We start from the raw sequence: 15,271 nt of genomic DNA on the forward strand, positions 1-15,271 counted from the left end.
CACGTCCGGGGCCGCCGGCGCGTCCGGTTGGTTGCAGGATGTACGCCAGGCACGTGGCGCTCGGGGGAGGGTGGTGGGTCGTGCGGGACCTGGCGACGGAGTTCGAGGCCGAGCGGGGCCGGCTGCTCGCGGTGGCCCACCGGATGCTGGGCAGCCGCAGCGAGGCCGAGGACGCGGTGCAGGAGACCTGGCTGCGCTACGCCGGGGCGCTCGCCGACCCGGCCGCCCGCGCCGAGATCCGCGATCTCTCCGCCTGGTTGACCACCACCTGCGCCCGGCTCTGCCTGGACGTGCTGCGCTCGGCGCGGGTCCGCCGCGAGGCGTACCCCGGGCAGTGGCTCCCGGAACCGGTCGTGAGCCCGCTGGACGGCGGGCCGCCCACCGGCGGGTACGCCCCCGACCCCGCCGAACACGCCGTCCGCACCGACCAGGTCGGCACGGCGCTGCGGGTGCTGCTGGAACGCCTCGCGCCCGAACAGCGGCTCGCGTTCGTGCTGCACGACGTGTTCGCGGTGCCGTTCGCGCGGGTGGCGGACGTCCTCGGCACCAGCGAGGTGGCCGCCCGGCAGCTCGCCTCCCGGGCCCGCCGGGCCGTCGCCGCGCCGGACGCGCCCCGGCACACCGCCGACCCGGCCGAGCAGCGACGCGTCCTCGCGGCGTTCGTGGCCGCCACCGAGTCCGGCGAGCTGGATCCGCTGCTGCGGGTGCTCGCGCCGGACGTGGTCCTGATCGGCGACTCGGGCGGGCACTTCCCGACGGCCCGCCGGCCGGTGGTCGGCGCGGACACGGTGGGCCGCTTCACGCTCGGCCTGTTCGGCCGGACCGGGCGGTACGCGCGACGGATGCGGTCCCGCCCAGTGCTCGTCGACGGCGTCCTCGGCCTGCTGCTGGAGACGGCGCACAGCGACGGGCGGCCGATCCGGCTGGTCACCGCGTTCTCGGTCGACGGCGGCCGGATCACCGGCATCTTCAACCAGCTCAACCCGGAGAAGCTGGCCGGCCTGCCGCCGCTGGGCGACGACGACACGTGGCCGCCGCGCTGGTGAGCCCGCGCCGGCTCAGACCACCAGCGCCAGCCATTTGCGGTACGAGGTGGCGAACGGCTCGGTGCCGTCGCCGAGGGCGCCGTACAGCCACTGGGCCGCCGCCTCGGCCTCGACCACCACGTCCTGCGGGTAGCCGAAACGGGCCCGGTGCTCGGCGAACTCGTCCTCGTCGAGCAGCTCCACCAGACCGGTGGCCCGTCGCCGGACCACGTCCAGGTCGAGGTCGATCAGGTGGACGGTGTCGTCGGACTCCCAGCGGGCCGGGGTGGCGATGTCGCAGTAGACCTCGCTGGTCCGTGGCGGCGGGTTGAACATGCACGTCCACCAGGCGTGGTGCGGGACCAGCAGAACGAAGGGGATCTTCTCCACCGACGGCCGGCCGTGGTAGACCGACTCGGTGCCGAAGGGGACGCCCAGCCAGATGCCGAGGTCGTCCTCCGCGAGGCGACGGGCCGGGTAGTCACGGTGCGCGCTGCCGTCGTACTTGCGGTAGATCACTCGGACCACGTCGCTCGGCATGATTCGCACCCTAACCGATACTGCCCACGCGTCGTAGCACGGCCGTAACCGGACGGGGTGGACCAGCGGGGTCGATGGGTGGTCCGCGCCACGCGGGCGGATGGGCACGGTCGGTGTCGGCGGCGGCGGGTACCGTCGCACGGTGACTCCGCCCCGCACCGCCACCGGTTCCGCCACCCCGTCGGCCCGCGGCGGGAGCCGGCGGCGTGGTGCCCGGCCCAGCGGCACGGACCTGCTCGCGGCGGCGGTCGGCGCGGTCCCCGGCGGCACGGCGCGGCCCGGCCAGCAGCAGATGACGACCGCCATCGAGGAGTGCGTGACCAGCGGTGAGCACCTGCTCGTGCAGGCGGGCACCGGCACCGGCAAGTCGCTGGCCTACCTCGCGCCGGCCCTCACCGTGGACGGCCCGGTGGTGGTGTCCACGGCCACCCTGGCCCTGCAGTCCCAGCTCGTCGACCACGACCTGCCCCGGCTGGCCGACGCCGTCGAGCCGCTGCTCGGCCGCCGCCCCACGTTCGCGGTGCTCAAGGGCCGGCACCACTACCTCTGCCTGGCCCGGCTGGACAACTCCACCGCGGACGAGCCGGAGGAGACCCTCTTCGACGCCCCGGCCGCCCGCCCCGGCGGCGGCACGAAGTGGCTCGGCGAGGCGGGCCGGCTGGGAAAGCAGATCGAGCGACTGCGCGACTGGGCCGAGAAGACCGACACCGGCGACCGCGACGAGCTGGACCCGGGCGTCGACGACCAGGCGTGGCGGCTGGTCTCCATGCCGTCGCGGGAGTGCGTCGGCGCGACCCGCTGCCCGTTCGGCGCGGAGTGCTTCGCCGAGGCGTCCCGGGCCCGCGCCCGGGAGGCCGACATCGTGGTGACCAACCACAGCCTCCTGGCGGTCGACATGCTGGCCGACCGGCACATCGTCCCGCCGCACAAGCTGCTCATCGTCGACGAGGCACACGAGCTGGCCGACCGGGTCTCCTCGGCGGCGCAGGCCGAGCTGGTGCCGGAGCTGATCGACCGGACCACCCGGCGGGCCCGTACGCTGCTGCGGCCGGAGACCGCCGACGCGCTCACCGCCGCCGGTGACGCCCTCGCCGTCGGGCTGGCCGAGGCCCCGGCCGGTCGACTCACCGCCGGCCTGCCGACGCCGCTGCGCGAGGCGTGCACGCTGCTCGACGCGGCCACCCGCACCGCCCTGGACGCGATCGGCGAGGTCAAGTCGGACGATCCCGACCCGGTCCGCAAGCAGCAGGCCAAGGCCGCGCTGGACGAGCTCTCCACCACCGCCCAGCGGCTCCTCGAAGAGGCCGACCACGACGTGGCCTGGGTGGAGAAGAACGACAGCGGCAGCCGACGGGCCCTGGTGGTCGCGCCCCTGTCGGTCGCCGGCACCCTCGCCACCCACCTGTACGACGAACGCACCGTCGTGGCCACCTCGGCCACCCTGGCGCTCGGCGGCCGGTTCGACACGGTGGCCCGCGCCCTCGGCCTGGACGCGCCGCCGGTCCCCGCGTCGCCGGCCGCCGCCTCGCTGGCCGCCCGCACCGGCTCGGGCCGCCCGGCCGCCGAGACACCGGGCCGCCGGCTGGCCGATCCCGCCACCATCCCAGCGACCGAGGGGCCGGGCTGGCGCTCGCTGGACGTGGGCTCGCCGTTCGACTACGCCCGGCAGGGCATCCTGTACGTCGCCGCGCACCTGCCCCGGCCCAGCGTCTCCGGGCTGCCGGACGCGGCCGGGGAGGAGCTGCTCGGGCTCGTCGAGGCGCTCGGTGGTCGTACTCTCGGGCTGTTCTCCTCCCGGCGGGCCGCGACGCAGGCGGCGGAGCTGCTGCGCGCGCGGACCGATCTGCCGGTGTTGTTGCAGGGCGAGGAGGCGCTGCCGCTGCTGGTGCGCCGGTTCCGTGAGGAGCGGTCCATCTGCCTGTTCGGGGTGATGTCGCTCTGGCAGGGGGTGGACGTGCCGGGCGACGCCTGCCAGCTCGTGGTCATCGACCGGCTGCCCTTCCCCCGGCCGGACGAACCCCTCGCGGCGGCCCGCGCCGCTGCCGTGGACGCGGGTGGTGGCTCCGGCTTCGCGGCGGTCAGCGTGCCGATCGCGGCGGTCCGGCTGGCGCAGGGAGTGGGCCGGCTGATCCGGGCGACCGGCGACAAGGGAGTCGTCGCGGTGCTCGACTCGCGGCTGGAGACGGCGCGCGGCTACGGGCCGTTCCTGCGCCGTTCGCTGCCCCCGTTCTGGTACACGACCCGCCCCGAGGTAGCCCGCGGCGCCCTGCAACGCCTAGCCACAACCTGACCCAACACGCCCCACCCCTGCCCCAAGACCGCGGAGAAGGGTCAGGGGGCTTGCGCGGCTACCACCACGGCGTCGGGTGGGGTGTCCGGGACCGTGCGGGCGGCCAGTCGGCGGACCGCGGTGTTCAGCACGGCGATCAGTGGCACCGAGACCAGCGCGCCGGTGATGCCGGCGAGCACCACGCCGGCGGCGATGCCGATGATCACCGCGAGCGGGTGGAGGGCGACCGCCCGCCCCATGATCAGCGGTTGAAGCACGTGCCCCTCGATCTGCTGCACGCCGATCACCGCTCCGAGGATGATCAACGCGGTGACCGGGCCGCTGTCGACAAGCGCCACCAACACCGCCACGCCGCCGGAGAGCGCCGCGCCGACGATCGGGATGAACGCGCCGAGGAACACCAGCGCCGCCAGCGGGAAGGCGAACGGCACGTCGAAGATGACCAGGAAGATGCCGATACCGACCGCGTCGATGAAGGCGACAAGCACCGTCGCGCGGACGTACGCGACGAGGGTCTGCCAGGAGGCGCGGCCGGCGTCGTCGACCTTCCACCGGGCGGCCACCGGCAGCAACCGGACCAGGAACCGCCAGATCCGGTTGCCGTCGCGCAGGAAGAAGAACGTCGCGAAGAGCACCAGGAGCGTGCCGGTCAGCACCTCCGCCAGCGTCGCCGCGGTGCTCAGCGCACCGCTGGTGAACTTCGAGGTGTTGTCGTTGATCCAGGCCTGCGCCTCGTCGATGTAGCGGTCGAGCTGGGTGTCGGAGAGGTGCAGCGGACCCGTCTTCAGCCAGTTCTGGATCTGCCGGACGCCTTCCGACGACTTCTCGCTCAGCTCGGGTACGCCGCGAATGAACTCGTTGACCACCAGCGTCAGCGTGCCGATGACTGCGACCAGGCCGCCGACCAGCACCACCGCCGTCGCCAGCGACCGGGGGAAACGGGCCCGCAACAGCCAGCCCACCGCTGGCGCGAGCAACGCGGAGAGCAGCAGCGCGATGGCCAGCGGAATGATCACGATCTTGATCGTGCCGACGATCCTGAGCAGGGCCCAGGCCACCACACCGATCACGATCAGCCGCCAGCACCACGCGGCGGCGATCCGCAGCCCGTGCGGGACGTCGGCGTCGTCCCGGCTGGCGGTGGAGCTGTGCAGCTCCGCCGCAGCATCCGCGCCGTAGACGGTGGCGCTCGGTGCTGCGGTCGGCCCCGGCACCGCCGGCGACGCCACACCGGCCGCCCCCGACACGTCGCTCAACTCCTCACTCAACGTGCCCTCGTCGACGCGCGTCGACTCCTGTCGTGACTGGTAGGCGCGGCGAAGCCGCCCGCGTACCCGCTCGAAGCGGCTCAAACGCACCTCCTGGCAGAAAACCCGGCCCGCCCACGGCGACAGGTCGGACAGCATACGTCCGTTCCCGACACCGTAGGACAGTTCAGCCACACATTGCCCCGACCATCTCCTGCGTAACCACCGGCCGGCCCCCGTCGGCCACACGGTAGCCTCTGCGGCGTGACCGCCGACAACGATCTCGACGCCGGCCTGCCGATCCGCCTACTGCACGACCGCGTGCTGGTACGCATGGACGGCAGCGAGGGCGAGCGCCGTTCCACCGCGGGCATCGTCATCCCGGCGACCGCCGCGGTCGGCAAGCGCCTCGCGTGGGCCACCGCGGTCGGCGTGGGGCCGAACGTCCGCGCCATCGTCTCCGGTGACCGGGTCCTCTTCGACCCGGACGACCGTTCCGAGGTCGAGCTGCACGGCCGCGGGTACGTGCTGCTGCGGGAGCGCGACGTGCACGCCGTGGCCGCCGAGCGGATCGAGAACGATTCCACAGGTCTCTATCTCTGACGCACCTCCCCTGGCCGGCGGACGCCACCGCGCCGTTTGCCAGCCCGTGGCGCGGGAAGCCAGCCGGCGACCGTGGGCCCTGGGGAGGGACGATGCCGGTATTCGTGAAGAAACTGCTGACCTGGGGCAGCGTCGCGTTCCTGATCTACTTCATGGCGTTCCGCCCGGACGGCGCCGCGCAGATGTTCAAGGCGATCGGGGCCGCGCTGATCGCGATGGCGCAGGGGCTCGGTGACTTCCTCACCACGCTGATGACCTGAGCCCGCCGACCGCCGTCAGGGGTGACCGGGCGGCGGCCACGGCGCTGCGGGGCGCAGACCGTGCCAGTTGGGCGGCGCGTAGCCCATCGGAGGCGGCGGCGGGGCGAGCACCACCGGGATCGGCACGACCGGCTCGTCGGGCGCGTCCACCGGTCGCTGCGTACCGTCCGGGAAGCGCAGGTGGTAACGGCTGCCGTCCCAGACACCCACCGGGGCCTGGGGGTCGCGACCCACGAAGTACGACCGGTACGCGGTGATCGCCTCCAGCAGTTGCCGCTCCTCGGCGAACGTCCGCTCCCGGTCAGCGGGCTTCCGGTCCAGACCACGAAGCGTCCCGTCGCGCAGCAGGGCCAGCCGGGTCGCGGCGAGCTGGTATCCGCGCATCGCCCGCACCCCGGCGTCCCCGGCGACCCGGCGTGCCCAGCTACGGGCGGCGTGCCGACGGCCCAGACTGCTCAGCGCGGCCACCTCGGGCGGGCTCAACCAGCCGGCGCGGACGTAGTCGGGCAGCGTCCGCTCGGTGAGCCGCCCCTCCCAGGCGCGCAGCCACACGGCCAGCCCGACCACGCCGAAGAACACCGGCACCATCAGACCCAGGAAGCCGTACAGCATGATCACGGCCTCGCCGGTGGCCTGGGTCAGCGTCGGCAGCAGGTTCCACGTGCCGTGCAGCATCATCGCCAGCAGCAGGCCGGCGATCGGAGCGAGCACCCGGACCCGCCGGTCGGCCGTCCGGGCGGCGACACCGAGCCCCACACCGGTCATCGAGGTGAAGAGGGGGTGGGCGAACCCGAACAGGAGGATCCGCACGATGAAGATGGCGATCACCTGCTGGGCGCCGGTCGCCGGGCCGTACCGGTCGGCGCCGGCCGCATAGCCGTACCCGCCCAGGTAGAGGATGTTCTCCACCATCGCGAAGCCGACCGCGGAGAGCCCGCAGTAGACCAGGCCGTCGGTGATCCCGGACCACTCCCGCCGCCGGAACACCAGCAGCAGGATCGGGCCGAGCGCCTTCGTCAGCTCCTCGATGAACGGCGCCACCAGCACGCCGGTCAGCGCGTCCGGCAGCCCCCAGTCGGCGAACCGCCCGGCGGCGAACTCGTTCACCTTCAACGAGGCGGCGGTGGAGACGAACGCGCCCCACGCGAAGCAGAAGATCAGGTATTTCAGGGGCTCCGGTTCGTAGCGGTCGAGCCAGAGGAAGCACGCGACGAGCACCGGCACCGGCAGGATCGCAGCGCCCACCCCGACCAGCAGCGCCTGTACGCCCAGCGACTGGCCGAGGGTGATGACCATGAAGACCGCGCACGCCGCGATGAACAGCACCACCCCGGCCAGCACCAGGAACCGCAGCCAGCCGAAGCGGCGCGGCGGGATCCCGGTTGACCCGCCGACGGGCGGGGCCGCCGGCGGGTGCGGCGGCGACGGCAGGGGTGCACCGGGCGGGGTGTCGGCCATGCGGTCAGCGTAGCCATCCGCCGCCGGCTGGTTCGGCCGCATCCACAGCCGCTATGCTGCCGGCAGGTCACGAGCGCCAGCGTCAAGCCCCGGCTTGCTGGCCGGCAACCCTCGTCGAGTTCGCGGTGGGGTGCCCCGGGTGATGACCGGGCCCAGCCCGATCGGCGTGCTGGGCAAGCGCGGACCCCGTCCCGAGGCCACACCCGGGGTCCCTGACCCCGGAGGTTCCGGCGTGTCCGTCACCCTCGTACCCTCGCTGCCCGCCCTGCCCACCGTCGCGCCCCAGCCGTCGGCGGCGCTCGACGTGCTCGGCGTGCCCGGCGAGATCAACCTCGACTACGCGGCCACCGCGCCGTGCGCGCGGGCCGCGGCCGACGCGGTCACCGAACTGCTCCCCTGGTACGCCAGCGTGCACCGCGGCGCGGGAGCGCTGTCGCGGCGCTGCACCCTGGCCTACGAGCGGGCCCGGCAGACGGTAGGCGACTTCTTCGGCGCCCGCGCCGACGACCACGTGATCTTCACCCGGAACACCACCGACGCCCTCAACCTGCTGGCCCGGGCGCTGCCCGCCGGCACGACAGTCGTCACCTTCGCGGGCGAGCACCACGCCAACCTGCTGCCCTGGCCACGCGGCTCGGTGCGCCTGCCGGTGCCCGCCGACCCGGGCGGGGCGGTCCGCGCTCTCGCCGCCGCCCTCACCGAGCTGCGCCGCGACAGCAATCCCGCGCTGCCGGTGCTCGTCGCGGTGACCGGGGCGAGCAACGTGACAGGCGAGCTGTGGCCGGTCGCCGAGCTGGCCCGGGTGGCCCACCGCCACGGCGCCCGGATCGTCCTCGACGCCGCACAGCTCGCGCCGCACGCCCCGGTCGACAGGGACACGCTCGACGTGGACTACCTGGCCGTCTCCGGCCACAAGCTGTACGCCCCGTTCGGCACGGGTGTGCTCATCGGCCGCACGGACTGGTTGGACGCCGCCGCGCCGTACCTCGCCGGCGGCGGCGCCACCAGCCACGTCGGGCCGGCCACCCACGACGTGACCTGGGCGAACGGCCCGGCCCGACACGAGGGCGGCACCCCGAATCTGCTGGGCGCGGTGGCGCTGGCGGCGGTGTGCGCGGCGCTGGCCGACGCCGACCGGGTGGCGCTGGCCGCCCGGGAACAGGCGCTGCTGGCCCGGCTGCGCACCGGCCTCGCCGCCCTGCCGCACGTGGTGGAGTTGCGCACGTTCGGCCCCGACGCGCCCCGGGTCGGCATCGTCTCGTTCGTGGTCGCCGGCCGGGACTCCGCCGCGGTGGCCGCCCGACTGGCCGCCGAACACCGGATCGGCGTCCGGGACGGGTTGTTCTGCGCCCACCCGCTGGCCCGGCGGCTGCTCGGCGAGGCCGCCGGGCGTACCGGCCGGCGGGATCTTCCGCCGACCGCGTTGCGCGCCAGCATCGGCCTGGGCAGCACCGCCGCCCAGGTCGACCGCCTACTGGCCGCGCTCGCCGAGCTGGCCTGAGCCGAGCTGGCCTGCGCCTGCGCCTGCGCCGGGCTGAGTCCCTGCCCCGGACGCCCCGCCGCCCCGCGCTCAGCCGACCGGCGGGGCGGTGGGTGGCTTCGGCGCCTCGCCCGGCTCGGCCGGTTCGCCGATCGGCCGTTCCTGCTCCCCGAAGGCCGTCCGGATCCACCGGTTCGCCTCCTCCTGCTCGACCCCGGAGGCCACCAGCAGGTCACTCGCCGTGGTCCGGATCTGGGCGATCACGACACTCCCGGAGAAGCCGACCCCCGCCCCGTACGCCCGGCCGGCCTCGCTGACGGCCCGCAGCGAGCGCTCCCGTGCCTTCTGCGGCTCCTCGCCCGCCGCGAACTCGTGCTTGAGCAGCCGGACCGACTCGGCGAGGTGGCCGATCGCGTCCGGCATCGGATCCGGCACCGGCTCGTCGTCCTCGATCAGGGTGACGGACCGGCGGATCAGCGTGCCGCTGTTACGCATGGCGCGGTCGATCGGGTCGGCCGCCTCCGCGTAGTGGATCAGCTCGCCGCGGCGGTGCCAGCGGGCCGGCGACAGGGTGGCCGTCTCCTTCGCGCCCTCGATCGCCTCGGCCAGGGTGGCCAGCTCGTCCTTGTTGTTGCGCAGCCGCTCCAGCGCCCGCTGGATGCCGGCCCGGTCCCGGTCGCGCAGCCCGTCGGCGGTGGCGTCGAGCTGGGCGGCGAGCAGGTCCAGCGCCGGCCGGGCGGCCCGGTTGATCACACGCAGTGGGTTCAGCGGCAACAGGACAGCCGTCACCAGCAGCGCGATGCCGCCGCCGAGAAAGGCGTCGACGAAGCGGGGGATCTCCAGGTTCTGGGTGGACGGGCTCAACGTCACGATCAGCACCGCCGTGGCGGCGGCCTGGATGACGATGGCCACGCTCGCCCCGGCGAAGATGGTGAGCAGGATCGCCACCGTGACCACCAGGCCGAGCTGCCACGCCCCGGTGCCGAGGAAGTAGATCAGGAGGTCGCCGACGAACACCCCGACGCCCACCCCGACGATCAGCTCGACGGTCCGGCGGAACCGCTGCCCGACCGACGCGGCGAGCGTGCCGACCGCGGAGATCGGCGCGAAGACCGGCTGCGGGTTGCCGAGCAACTTGTGCGAGACGAGGTACGCCAGCCCGGCCGCCAACCCGGCCTGGACGGCCAGCCCACCCGCCATCCGCACCCGGTGCAGCCGGTCGTGCAGGGTGGCCCGGCCGCGGTGCCGCAGTTGCTGGGTGGCCTCGGCGATGCGCGCCCCGTCGACGTCCACCAGGCCCTCGCGCAGCGGGGTACGCCGTACCACCGGAGGTTTCTTGTCCCGGGCCACCGCCATGGGCGCGACTACCCGTGGCGGGGGCCCTGAATCCTCTCTCCCGCGTGCGGCGCACGGATGCGGCAGACTCGGGCGGTGGCCGATCTGCTGGACCGGTGGCGGGCGGCGGCCCGTGACGCCGGGGCGAGACCCGACGAGCGCTCCACCCGGGCCGGGGAGGAGCTGCTGGCCCGGTGGCGGGAGCCGCACCGGCAGTACCACACGGTGGCGCACCTGAGCGCCGTCCTCGATGTGGTGGACCGGCACGCCGCGTCGGCCGACCGACCCGACCTGGTCCGGTTGGCCGCCTGGTGCCACGACGCGGTCTACGACCCGCGGGCCCCCGGCGACACCAACGAGCGGGACAGTGCCGCGCTGGCCGGGCACCTGCTCACCGGCCTCGGGGTGCCGGCGCCCGCGGTGGCCGAGGTGCGCCGGTTGGTCCTGCTCACCGCCGGGCACGCCGTGGGCCCTGGCGACCCCGACGGCGCCCTGCTCTGTGACGCGGACCTCGCCGTGCTGGCCGGACCGCCGGCCGCCTACGACAGCTACGCGGCGGCGATCCGGCGGGAGTACGCGCACGTGCCCGATCCGGCCTTCCGGACGGGACGGGCCACCGTGCTCACCGGGCTGCTGGCGCTGCCCGCGCTGTTCCGGCTGCCGCCGCTCGCCGACCGGTGGGAGCAGCCGGCCCGCGACAACCTGCGCCGTGAGCTGGCCGCACTCAGCGGATCGCCGACGAACCCGGCTTGACGAGGTGCTTCGGGCGACGCAGTCCCGCGTCGCGCAGCAACCTGACGAGTTCCCGGCTCGGCACCACCCGGGCCCCGAGCCACACCGCCGCCGCGAACCGGTCGGCCGGGATGTCGTAGTGGTCCCGGTCGAAGCCGCGCCGGGGTGCGCCAAGCGCCTCGGCGAAGGCGTGCAACTCGGCGTAGGAGACGTCGCTGATCAGGTGCGACCAGAGTCGACCGCGCCACGGCCAGGCCGGCCGGTCCAGGTAGAGCATGGTGCCCAAGCTAGCCCGCGTTGATGATCGGTGGTCGGCGACCTAGCCTCGGCGGCATGGCCCCCACCGGACTCCTCGACGACCTGCGCGCCGCCCTGGGCGAGAACGCCGTGCTCACCGACCCGGACCTGCTGCGCCTGCACCAGCGCGACGAGGCCGACCTCTGCGCCGCCGGAGTCCCGGCAGTGGTGACCCGCCCCCGCACCACCGAGCAGGTGGTGGCGGTGATCCGGGCGGCGGCACGGCACGGCGTACCTGTGGTGCCGCAGGGCGCGCGGACCGGGCTGGCCGGCGCGGCGAACGCGGTGGACGGCGCGGTGGTGATCAGCACCGTCGCGATGGACGAGATCCGCGAGATCGACCCGGTGGGCCGTATCGCTGTGGTCCAGCCCGGCGTGGTCAACGCCGCGCTCGCCGCGGCGGTCGCCAGGCAGGGCCTCTGGTACCCGCCGGACCCCGGCTCCTGGGAGTCGTCCACGATCGGCGGCAACGTGGCCACCAACGCCGGCGGCATGTGCTGCGTGAAGTACGGCGTGACCACCGAGTACGTGCTCGGCCTGGAGGTGGTGCTCGCCTCCGGCGAGGTGCTGCGCACCGGGCGGCGTACCGCCAAGGGGGTGGCCGGCTACGACCTGACGCGGCTCTTCGTCGGCTCGGAGGGCACCCTCGGGGTGATCACCGAGGTGACCGTGGCGCTGCGGCCGGCCCCGGCCGACTCGCTGACCCTGGTGGCGGTCTTCGGCTCCACGGCGGCGGCCGGCACGGCGGTGGCCCGGATCGCCGCGCGGGGCCTCACGCCCAGCCTGCTGGAACTGCTGGACCAGACCCACCTGCGGGCGATCGAGGCGTACCAGCCGATGGGGCTGCGGACCGACGCGCAGGCGGTGTTGCTGGCCGCCGCCGACACCGGCGACCGGGCGGGCGACGACCTGGCGGCCCTGGCCGAGGTGTGCGAGGCGGCTGGCGCCGAGGAGGTCTACGCGGCCACCGACGCACTGGAGGCCGCGGCGTTGTTGCAGGCCCGCCGCCTGGCCCACCCGGCGATGGAGAAGTTCGCGGCCGACACCCACCCGGGTGGCAACGGCGGCCTGGTGATCGACGATGTGGCGGTGCCGCGGGGCGCTCTCGCCGAACTGCTGGACGGGGTGGCCCGGATCGCGGCGGACTGCGAGGTGCCGATCGGTGTGGTGGGGCACGCCGGGGACGGCAACATGCACCCGAACATCGTCGTCGACCGGGCCGACCCGGCGAGCGTGGAGCGGGGCCGGCGGGCGTTCGACGAGATCATGCGGCTCGGCCTGGCCCTGGGGGGCACCTGCACCGGCGAGCACGGGGTGGGGCTGCTCAAGCGGGACTGGCTGGCGGCCGAGATCGGCCCGGTCGGCGTCCGGGTGCATCAGGCCATCAAGGCGGCGCTGGACCCGGCCGGCCTGCTCAACCCGGGCAAGGTGCTCTGACGGGCCGCGTCAGCCCTTGACCTCGGCGGGTGTCGCCTGGGTGAGCAGCAACAGGATCTCCCCCGCCACCGTCGGGCGTTCCTCACCCGGGCAGTCCTGCGAGGTGACCAGCCCGGACGAGGTGAGCAGGCTGGACGTCAGCGCGTCGATACAGGTGGTCCGGTAGCGCCGGACCTGGTCGGTCTCCTCGGCGAGCCGGGGGTCGGCGAGCAGGACCTGGAGGCGTTCGGTCTGCTCCGCGGCCAGCCTGCCCCGGGAGGTGACCCCGTCGCCGGCACAGTCGAGGCACTGCCATGAGCCGTCCCGCTCGACGCTCAACGTGCGCAGCGGGGCGTCGGCGCCGAGCCGTTGGATCAGGCTGACCTGGCCCGCGGCGACTGTCGTCGGGATCTCGGGCGCCGGCACACCGGCGGCCGAGCCGGCCGGCGGTTGGGCGACCGGCTTGTCGGCGTCGTCGCCGCCGAACAGCGAACATCCGGCCAGGGCGGCGGCGAGCGCCACGGCAAGAAGGGGGGTGAGGAGACGGGGGCGCGCGCGGTACAGCACGCGCGGAAACCTACCCCACCGTAGGTAGCGTTCGAAACCACCATCCGGGCCGGTATCGATAGTTACCACTCGGTAACGTTACTTTTCGGTCATTGTGGCGTGGGGCGCAGCTCGGCCTGGTCGTCGTCACCCCGGTCCGCCGCGTAACCCCGTACGTCAGGTGCGCCCAGTCGGGCCGCGTCCGCCCCGGCGTCGTCCGGCATCAGTTGGGACTGCCGCTCCGCCTCCACCCGCGCACGGTAGTTCTCGACCTCGCGGGCGCTCCTCGCCGCGTCCCACCCGAGCACCGCACCCATCAGCTCGGCGGTGTGCTCGGCGGACTCCAGGCCACGGTGGCTGGTCTCGAAGGAGATCCGGGTCCGTCGGGTCAGCACGTCCTCCAGGTGCAGCGCACCCTCGGCCCGCGCCGCGTAGGCGACCTCCGCCGCCAGGTACTCCGGAGCACCGGCCAGCGGGGACGCCAGCAACGGGTCGGCGTCGATCAGCGCCAGCAGGTCGAGCGTGAGGGTGCCGTACCGCTCCAGCAGGTGCTCCACCACGCCCACCGGCACGCCGTGCCGGCGGGCCAGGTCGGCCCGGTCGCGCCACATCGCCGGGTAGCCGTCCGCGCCGAGCAGCGGCAGGTCGGCGGTACGCGACGCGCGGGCGCCACCCAACCGGCGTACGGCCCGGTCGACCACGTCGGACGCCATCACCCGGTACGTCGTGTACTTACCGCCGGCCACCAGCAGCAGCCCGAGCATCGGCTCGAACACTGCGTGCTCGCGGGAGAGCTTCGACGTGGAGTCGGCCTCACCGGCCAGCAACGGCCGCAGCCCGGCGTAGACGCCCTCGATGTCGGCGGTGGTCAACGGCCGGTCCAGCACGGTGTTGACCTGCTCCAACAGATAGTCGATGTCGCTGGCCGAGGCCGCCGGGTGGGATCTGTCCAGTCGCCAGTCGGTGTCCGTCGTACCGATGATCCAGTGCCCGCCCCACGGGATGACGAAGAGCACCGACCGTGCCGTACGCAGGATGAGCCCCGTCTCGCCGGTGATCGCCGAGCGGGGCACCACCAGGTGCACCCCCTTCGAGGCGCGCACCCGGACGCCGGGCCGCAGGCCCACGTCGTTGAGCATCCGGGACATGTCGTCGCTCCACACACCGGTGGCGGCAATGACCGTGCGGGCCTGCACCTCGAACTCGGCGTCCGGGGACCCGGCGGGCGCCTCCAGGTCGCGGACCCGGACGCCGGTGACCTCCCGCGCCTGCCGGATCAGCCCGACGGCCCGGGCGCTGCTGACCACTGTGGCGCCGAGGCTGGCCGCGGTGCGGGCCAGGGTGACGACCAGCCGGGCGTCGTCGACCTGCCCGTCGTAGTAGCGGATCGCCCCGGCCAGCGCGTCGGCCCGCAGGCTCGGGAAGATCCGCCGGGCCCCCTCGCGGGTCAGGTGCCGGTGCAGCGGCATGCCCCGGCCACCGCCGAAGAGGCCGGCGAAGGCGTCGTACGTGGCCACGCCCGCGCCGTAGTACGAGCGGCGGAAGATCCGCGCGGGCAGGTCCCGCAGGCCGCGGCCGGCCGGCAGCGGCACCAGGAACGGCACCGGGCGGACCAGGTGCGGCGCGAGCCGGGTCGCCAGCAGGCCCCGCTCGGTCAGCGCCTCGTGGACCAGGTGGAACTCCAACTGCTCCAGGTAGCGCAGCCCACCGTGGATGAGCTTGCTGGATCGGCTCGACGTGCCCGAGGCGAAATCGCGGGCCTCGACGAGGGCCACCTTCAGGCCCCGGGACGCCGCGTCCAGGGCGGCGCCCGCACCTGTCACCCCGCCCCCGATGACCAGCACGTCGAAGCGCTCGGCGCGGAGTCGGCGCAGGTCGGCCGTACGGCGAACCGGCGAGAGCTGCCCGGCGACGGATCGGGAGATGTTGGGGTCACGCACCCATCCACCGTAACCGCCGTGCCGGCCGGTCGGCATTCGCCGCCCGCGCAGCCCGCCTCCTTCCGCGTCGCCCCGCGGAAGATCTTGGACAGTTTCCGTCAG

The 15,271-nt window shown here is 74.3% G+C and carries 14 protein-coding genes and 1 riboswitch; of the genes, 7 read left to right on the forward strand and 7 right to left on the reverse strand.

The window, feature by feature from the left end:
• Positions 1–80: 80 nt before the first annotated feature.
• Positions 81–1,046, forward strand: a complete 966-nt coding sequence (gene sigJ / locus ACLQ27_RS10815) for an RNA polymerase sigma factor SigJ (protein ID WP_357494814.1) — start codon at positions 81–83, stop codon at positions 1,044–1,046.
• 12 nt (positions 1,047–1,058) lie between these two features.
• Here sigJ and ACLQ27_RS10820 read toward each other — a convergent pair whose 3' ends face one another.
• Positions 1,059–1,565: a DUF402 domain-containing protein gene (locus tag ACLQ27_RS10820; RefSeq protein WP_234588325.1), complete on the reverse strand. Its 507-nt coding sequence runs from the start codon at positions 1,563–1,565 to the stop codon at positions 1,059–1,061.
• A gap of 100 nt (positions 1,566–1,665) precedes the next feature.
• Between ACLQ27_RS10820 and ACLQ27_RS10825 the strand changes: the two genes are divergently transcribed.
• Entirely contained in the window at positions 1,666–3,855 is a 2,190-nt protein-coding gene (locus ACLQ27_RS10825; RefSeq protein WP_425866565.1) for an ATP-dependent DNA helicase, read from the forward strand.
• Positions 3,856–3,896: 41 nt separating this feature from the next.
• Here the strand turns inward: ACLQ27_RS10825 and ACLQ27_RS10830 are convergent, their stop codons facing one another.
• The gene (locus ACLQ27_RS10830) at positions 3,897–5,261 is read right to left on the reverse strand and encodes an AI-2E family transporter (protein WP_357494819.1); all 1,365 of its coding nucleotides are present in this window, start codon (positions 5,259–5,261) and stop codon (positions 3,897–3,899) included.
• A gap of 105 nt (positions 5,262–5,366) precedes the next feature.
• Here ACLQ27_RS10830 and ACLQ27_RS10835 point away from each other — a divergent pair, with 105 nt between their 5' ends.
• Positions 5,367–5,705 carry a GroES family chaperonin gene (locus ACLQ27_RS10835; protein ID WP_234588322.1) on the forward strand — a complete coding sequence of 113 codons (339 nt, stop codon included), beginning with the start codon at positions 5,367–5,369 and terminating at the stop codon, positions 5,703–5,705.
• Between the two features lie 92 nt (positions 5,706–5,797).
• A complete protein-coding gene (locus ACLQ27_RS10840) occupies positions 5,798–5,965 on the forward strand; it encodes a hypothetical protein (protein ID WP_234588321.1) in 168 nt (55 codons plus the stop codon).
• A 15-nt stretch (positions 5,966–5,980) separates the two neighbouring features.
• Here the strand turns inward: ACLQ27_RS10840 and ACLQ27_RS10845 are convergent, their stop codons facing one another.
• Positions 5,981–7,465 carry a PrsW family intramembrane metalloprotease gene (locus tag ACLQ27_RS10845; protein ID WP_357575011.1) on the reverse strand — a complete coding sequence of 495 codons (1,485 nt, stop codon included), beginning with the start codon at positions 7,463–7,465 and terminating at the stop codon, positions 5,981–5,983.
• 23 nt (positions 7,466–7,488) lie between these two features.
• A riboswitch (SAM riboswitch) is annotated at positions 7,489–7,609 on the forward strand.
• A gap of 79 nt (positions 7,610–7,688) precedes the next feature.
• On the opposite strand from ACLQ27_RS10845, the gene ACLQ27_RS10850 reads away from it, so the two are divergent.
• Positions 7,689–8,924 carry an aminotransferase class V-fold PLP-dependent enzyme gene (locus ACLQ27_RS10850; protein ID WP_425866828.1) on the forward strand — a complete coding sequence of 412 codons (1,236 nt, stop codon included), beginning with the start codon at positions 7,689–7,691 and terminating at the stop codon, positions 8,922–8,924.
• A 69-nt stretch (positions 8,925–8,993) separates the two neighbouring features.
• On the opposite strand, the gene ACLQ27_RS10855 is transcribed toward ACLQ27_RS10850, so the two are convergent.
• The gene (locus tag ACLQ27_RS10855) at positions 8,994–10,196 is read right to left on the reverse strand and encodes an FUSC family protein (RefSeq protein WP_357575053.1); all 1,203 of its coding nucleotides are present in this window, start codon (positions 10,194–10,196) and stop codon (positions 8,994–8,996) included.
• A gap of 120 nt (positions 10,197–10,316) precedes the next feature.
• Between ACLQ27_RS10855 and ACLQ27_RS10860 the strand changes: the two genes are divergently transcribed.
• Entirely contained in the window at positions 10,317–10,991 is a 675-nt protein-coding gene (locus ACLQ27_RS10860; protein ID WP_425866569.1) for an HD domain-containing protein, read from the forward strand.
• On the opposite strand, the gene ACLQ27_RS10865 is transcribed toward ACLQ27_RS10860, so the two are convergent.
• Positions 10,963–11,247, reverse strand: coding sequence for a DUF4031 domain-containing protein (locus ACLQ27_RS10865; RefSeq protein ID WP_357494825.1), 285 nt, complete (start codon positions 11,245–11,247; stop codon positions 10,963–10,965). The genes ACLQ27_RS10860 and ACLQ27_RS10865 overlap by 29 nt on opposite strands.
• A gap of 56 nt (positions 11,248–11,303) precedes the next feature.
• Between ACLQ27_RS10865 and ACLQ27_RS10870 the strand changes: the two genes are divergently transcribed.
• Positions 11,304–12,704, forward strand: coding sequence for an FAD-binding oxidoreductase (locus tag ACLQ27_RS10870; RefSeq protein WP_357494827.1), 1,401 nt, complete (start codon positions 11,304–11,306; stop codon positions 12,702–12,704).
• Between the two features lie 9 nt (positions 12,705–12,713).
• Here the strand turns inward: ACLQ27_RS10870 and ACLQ27_RS10875 are convergent, their stop codons facing one another.
• The gene (locus ACLQ27_RS10875; RefSeq protein ID WP_357494829.1) at positions 12,714–13,250 is read right to left on the reverse strand and encodes a hypothetical protein; all 537 of its coding nucleotides are present in this window, start codon (positions 13,248–13,250) and stop codon (positions 12,714–12,716) included.
• Positions 13,251–13,339: 89 nt separating this feature from the next.
• Positions 13,340–15,154, reverse strand: a complete 1,815-nt coding sequence (locus ACLQ27_RS10880; RefSeq protein WP_234588354.1) for a glycerol-3-phosphate dehydrogenase/oxidase — start codon at positions 15,152–15,154, stop codon at positions 13,340–13,342.
• Positions 15,155–15,271: the final 117 nt, after the last annotated feature.

Source organism: Micromonospora sp. DT63 (assembly GCF_049841615.1).
Taxonomy (GTDB): Bacteria; Actinomycetota; Actinomycetes; order Mycobacteriales; family Micromonosporaceae; genus Micromonospora.

What these genes read in the sequence shown, in the direction of transcription:
- ACLQ27_RS10820 (WP_234588325.1), bottom strand. Translation starts at nt 1,565, where the DNA reads ATGCCGAGCGACGTGGTCCGAGTGATCTACCGCAAGTACGACGGCAGC.
- ACLQ27_RS10825 (WP_425866565.1), top strand. Translation starts at nt 1,666, where the DNA reads ATGGGCACGGTCGGTGTCGGCGGCGGCGGGTACCGTCGCACGGTGACT.
- ACLQ27_RS10830 (WP_357494819.1), bottom strand. Translation starts at nt 5,261, where the DNA reads ATGCTGTCCGACCTGTCGCCGTGGGCGGGCCGGGTTTTCTGCCAGGAG.
- ACLQ27_RS10840 (WP_234588321.1), top strand. Translation starts at nt 5,798, where the DNA reads ATGCCGGTATTCGTGAAGAAACTGCTGACCTGGGGCAGCGTCGCGTTC.
- ACLQ27_RS10845 (WP_357575011.1), bottom strand. Translation starts at nt 7,465, where the DNA reads ATGCGGCCGAACCAGCCGGCGGCGGATGGCTACGCTGACCGCATGGCC.
- ACLQ27_RS10860 (WP_425866569.1), top strand. Translation starts at nt 10,317, where the DNA reads ATGCGGCAGACTCGGGCGGTGGCCGATCTGCTGGACCGGTGGCGGGCG.
- ACLQ27_RS10865 (WP_357494825.1), bottom strand. Translation starts at nt 11,247, where the DNA reads ATGCTCTACCTGGACCGGCCGGCCTGGCCGTGGCGCGGTCGACTCTGG.
- ACLQ27_RS10870 (WP_357494827.1), top strand. Translation starts at nt 11,304, where the DNA reads ATGGCCCCCACCGGACTCCTCGACGACCTGCGCGCCGCCCTGGGCGAG.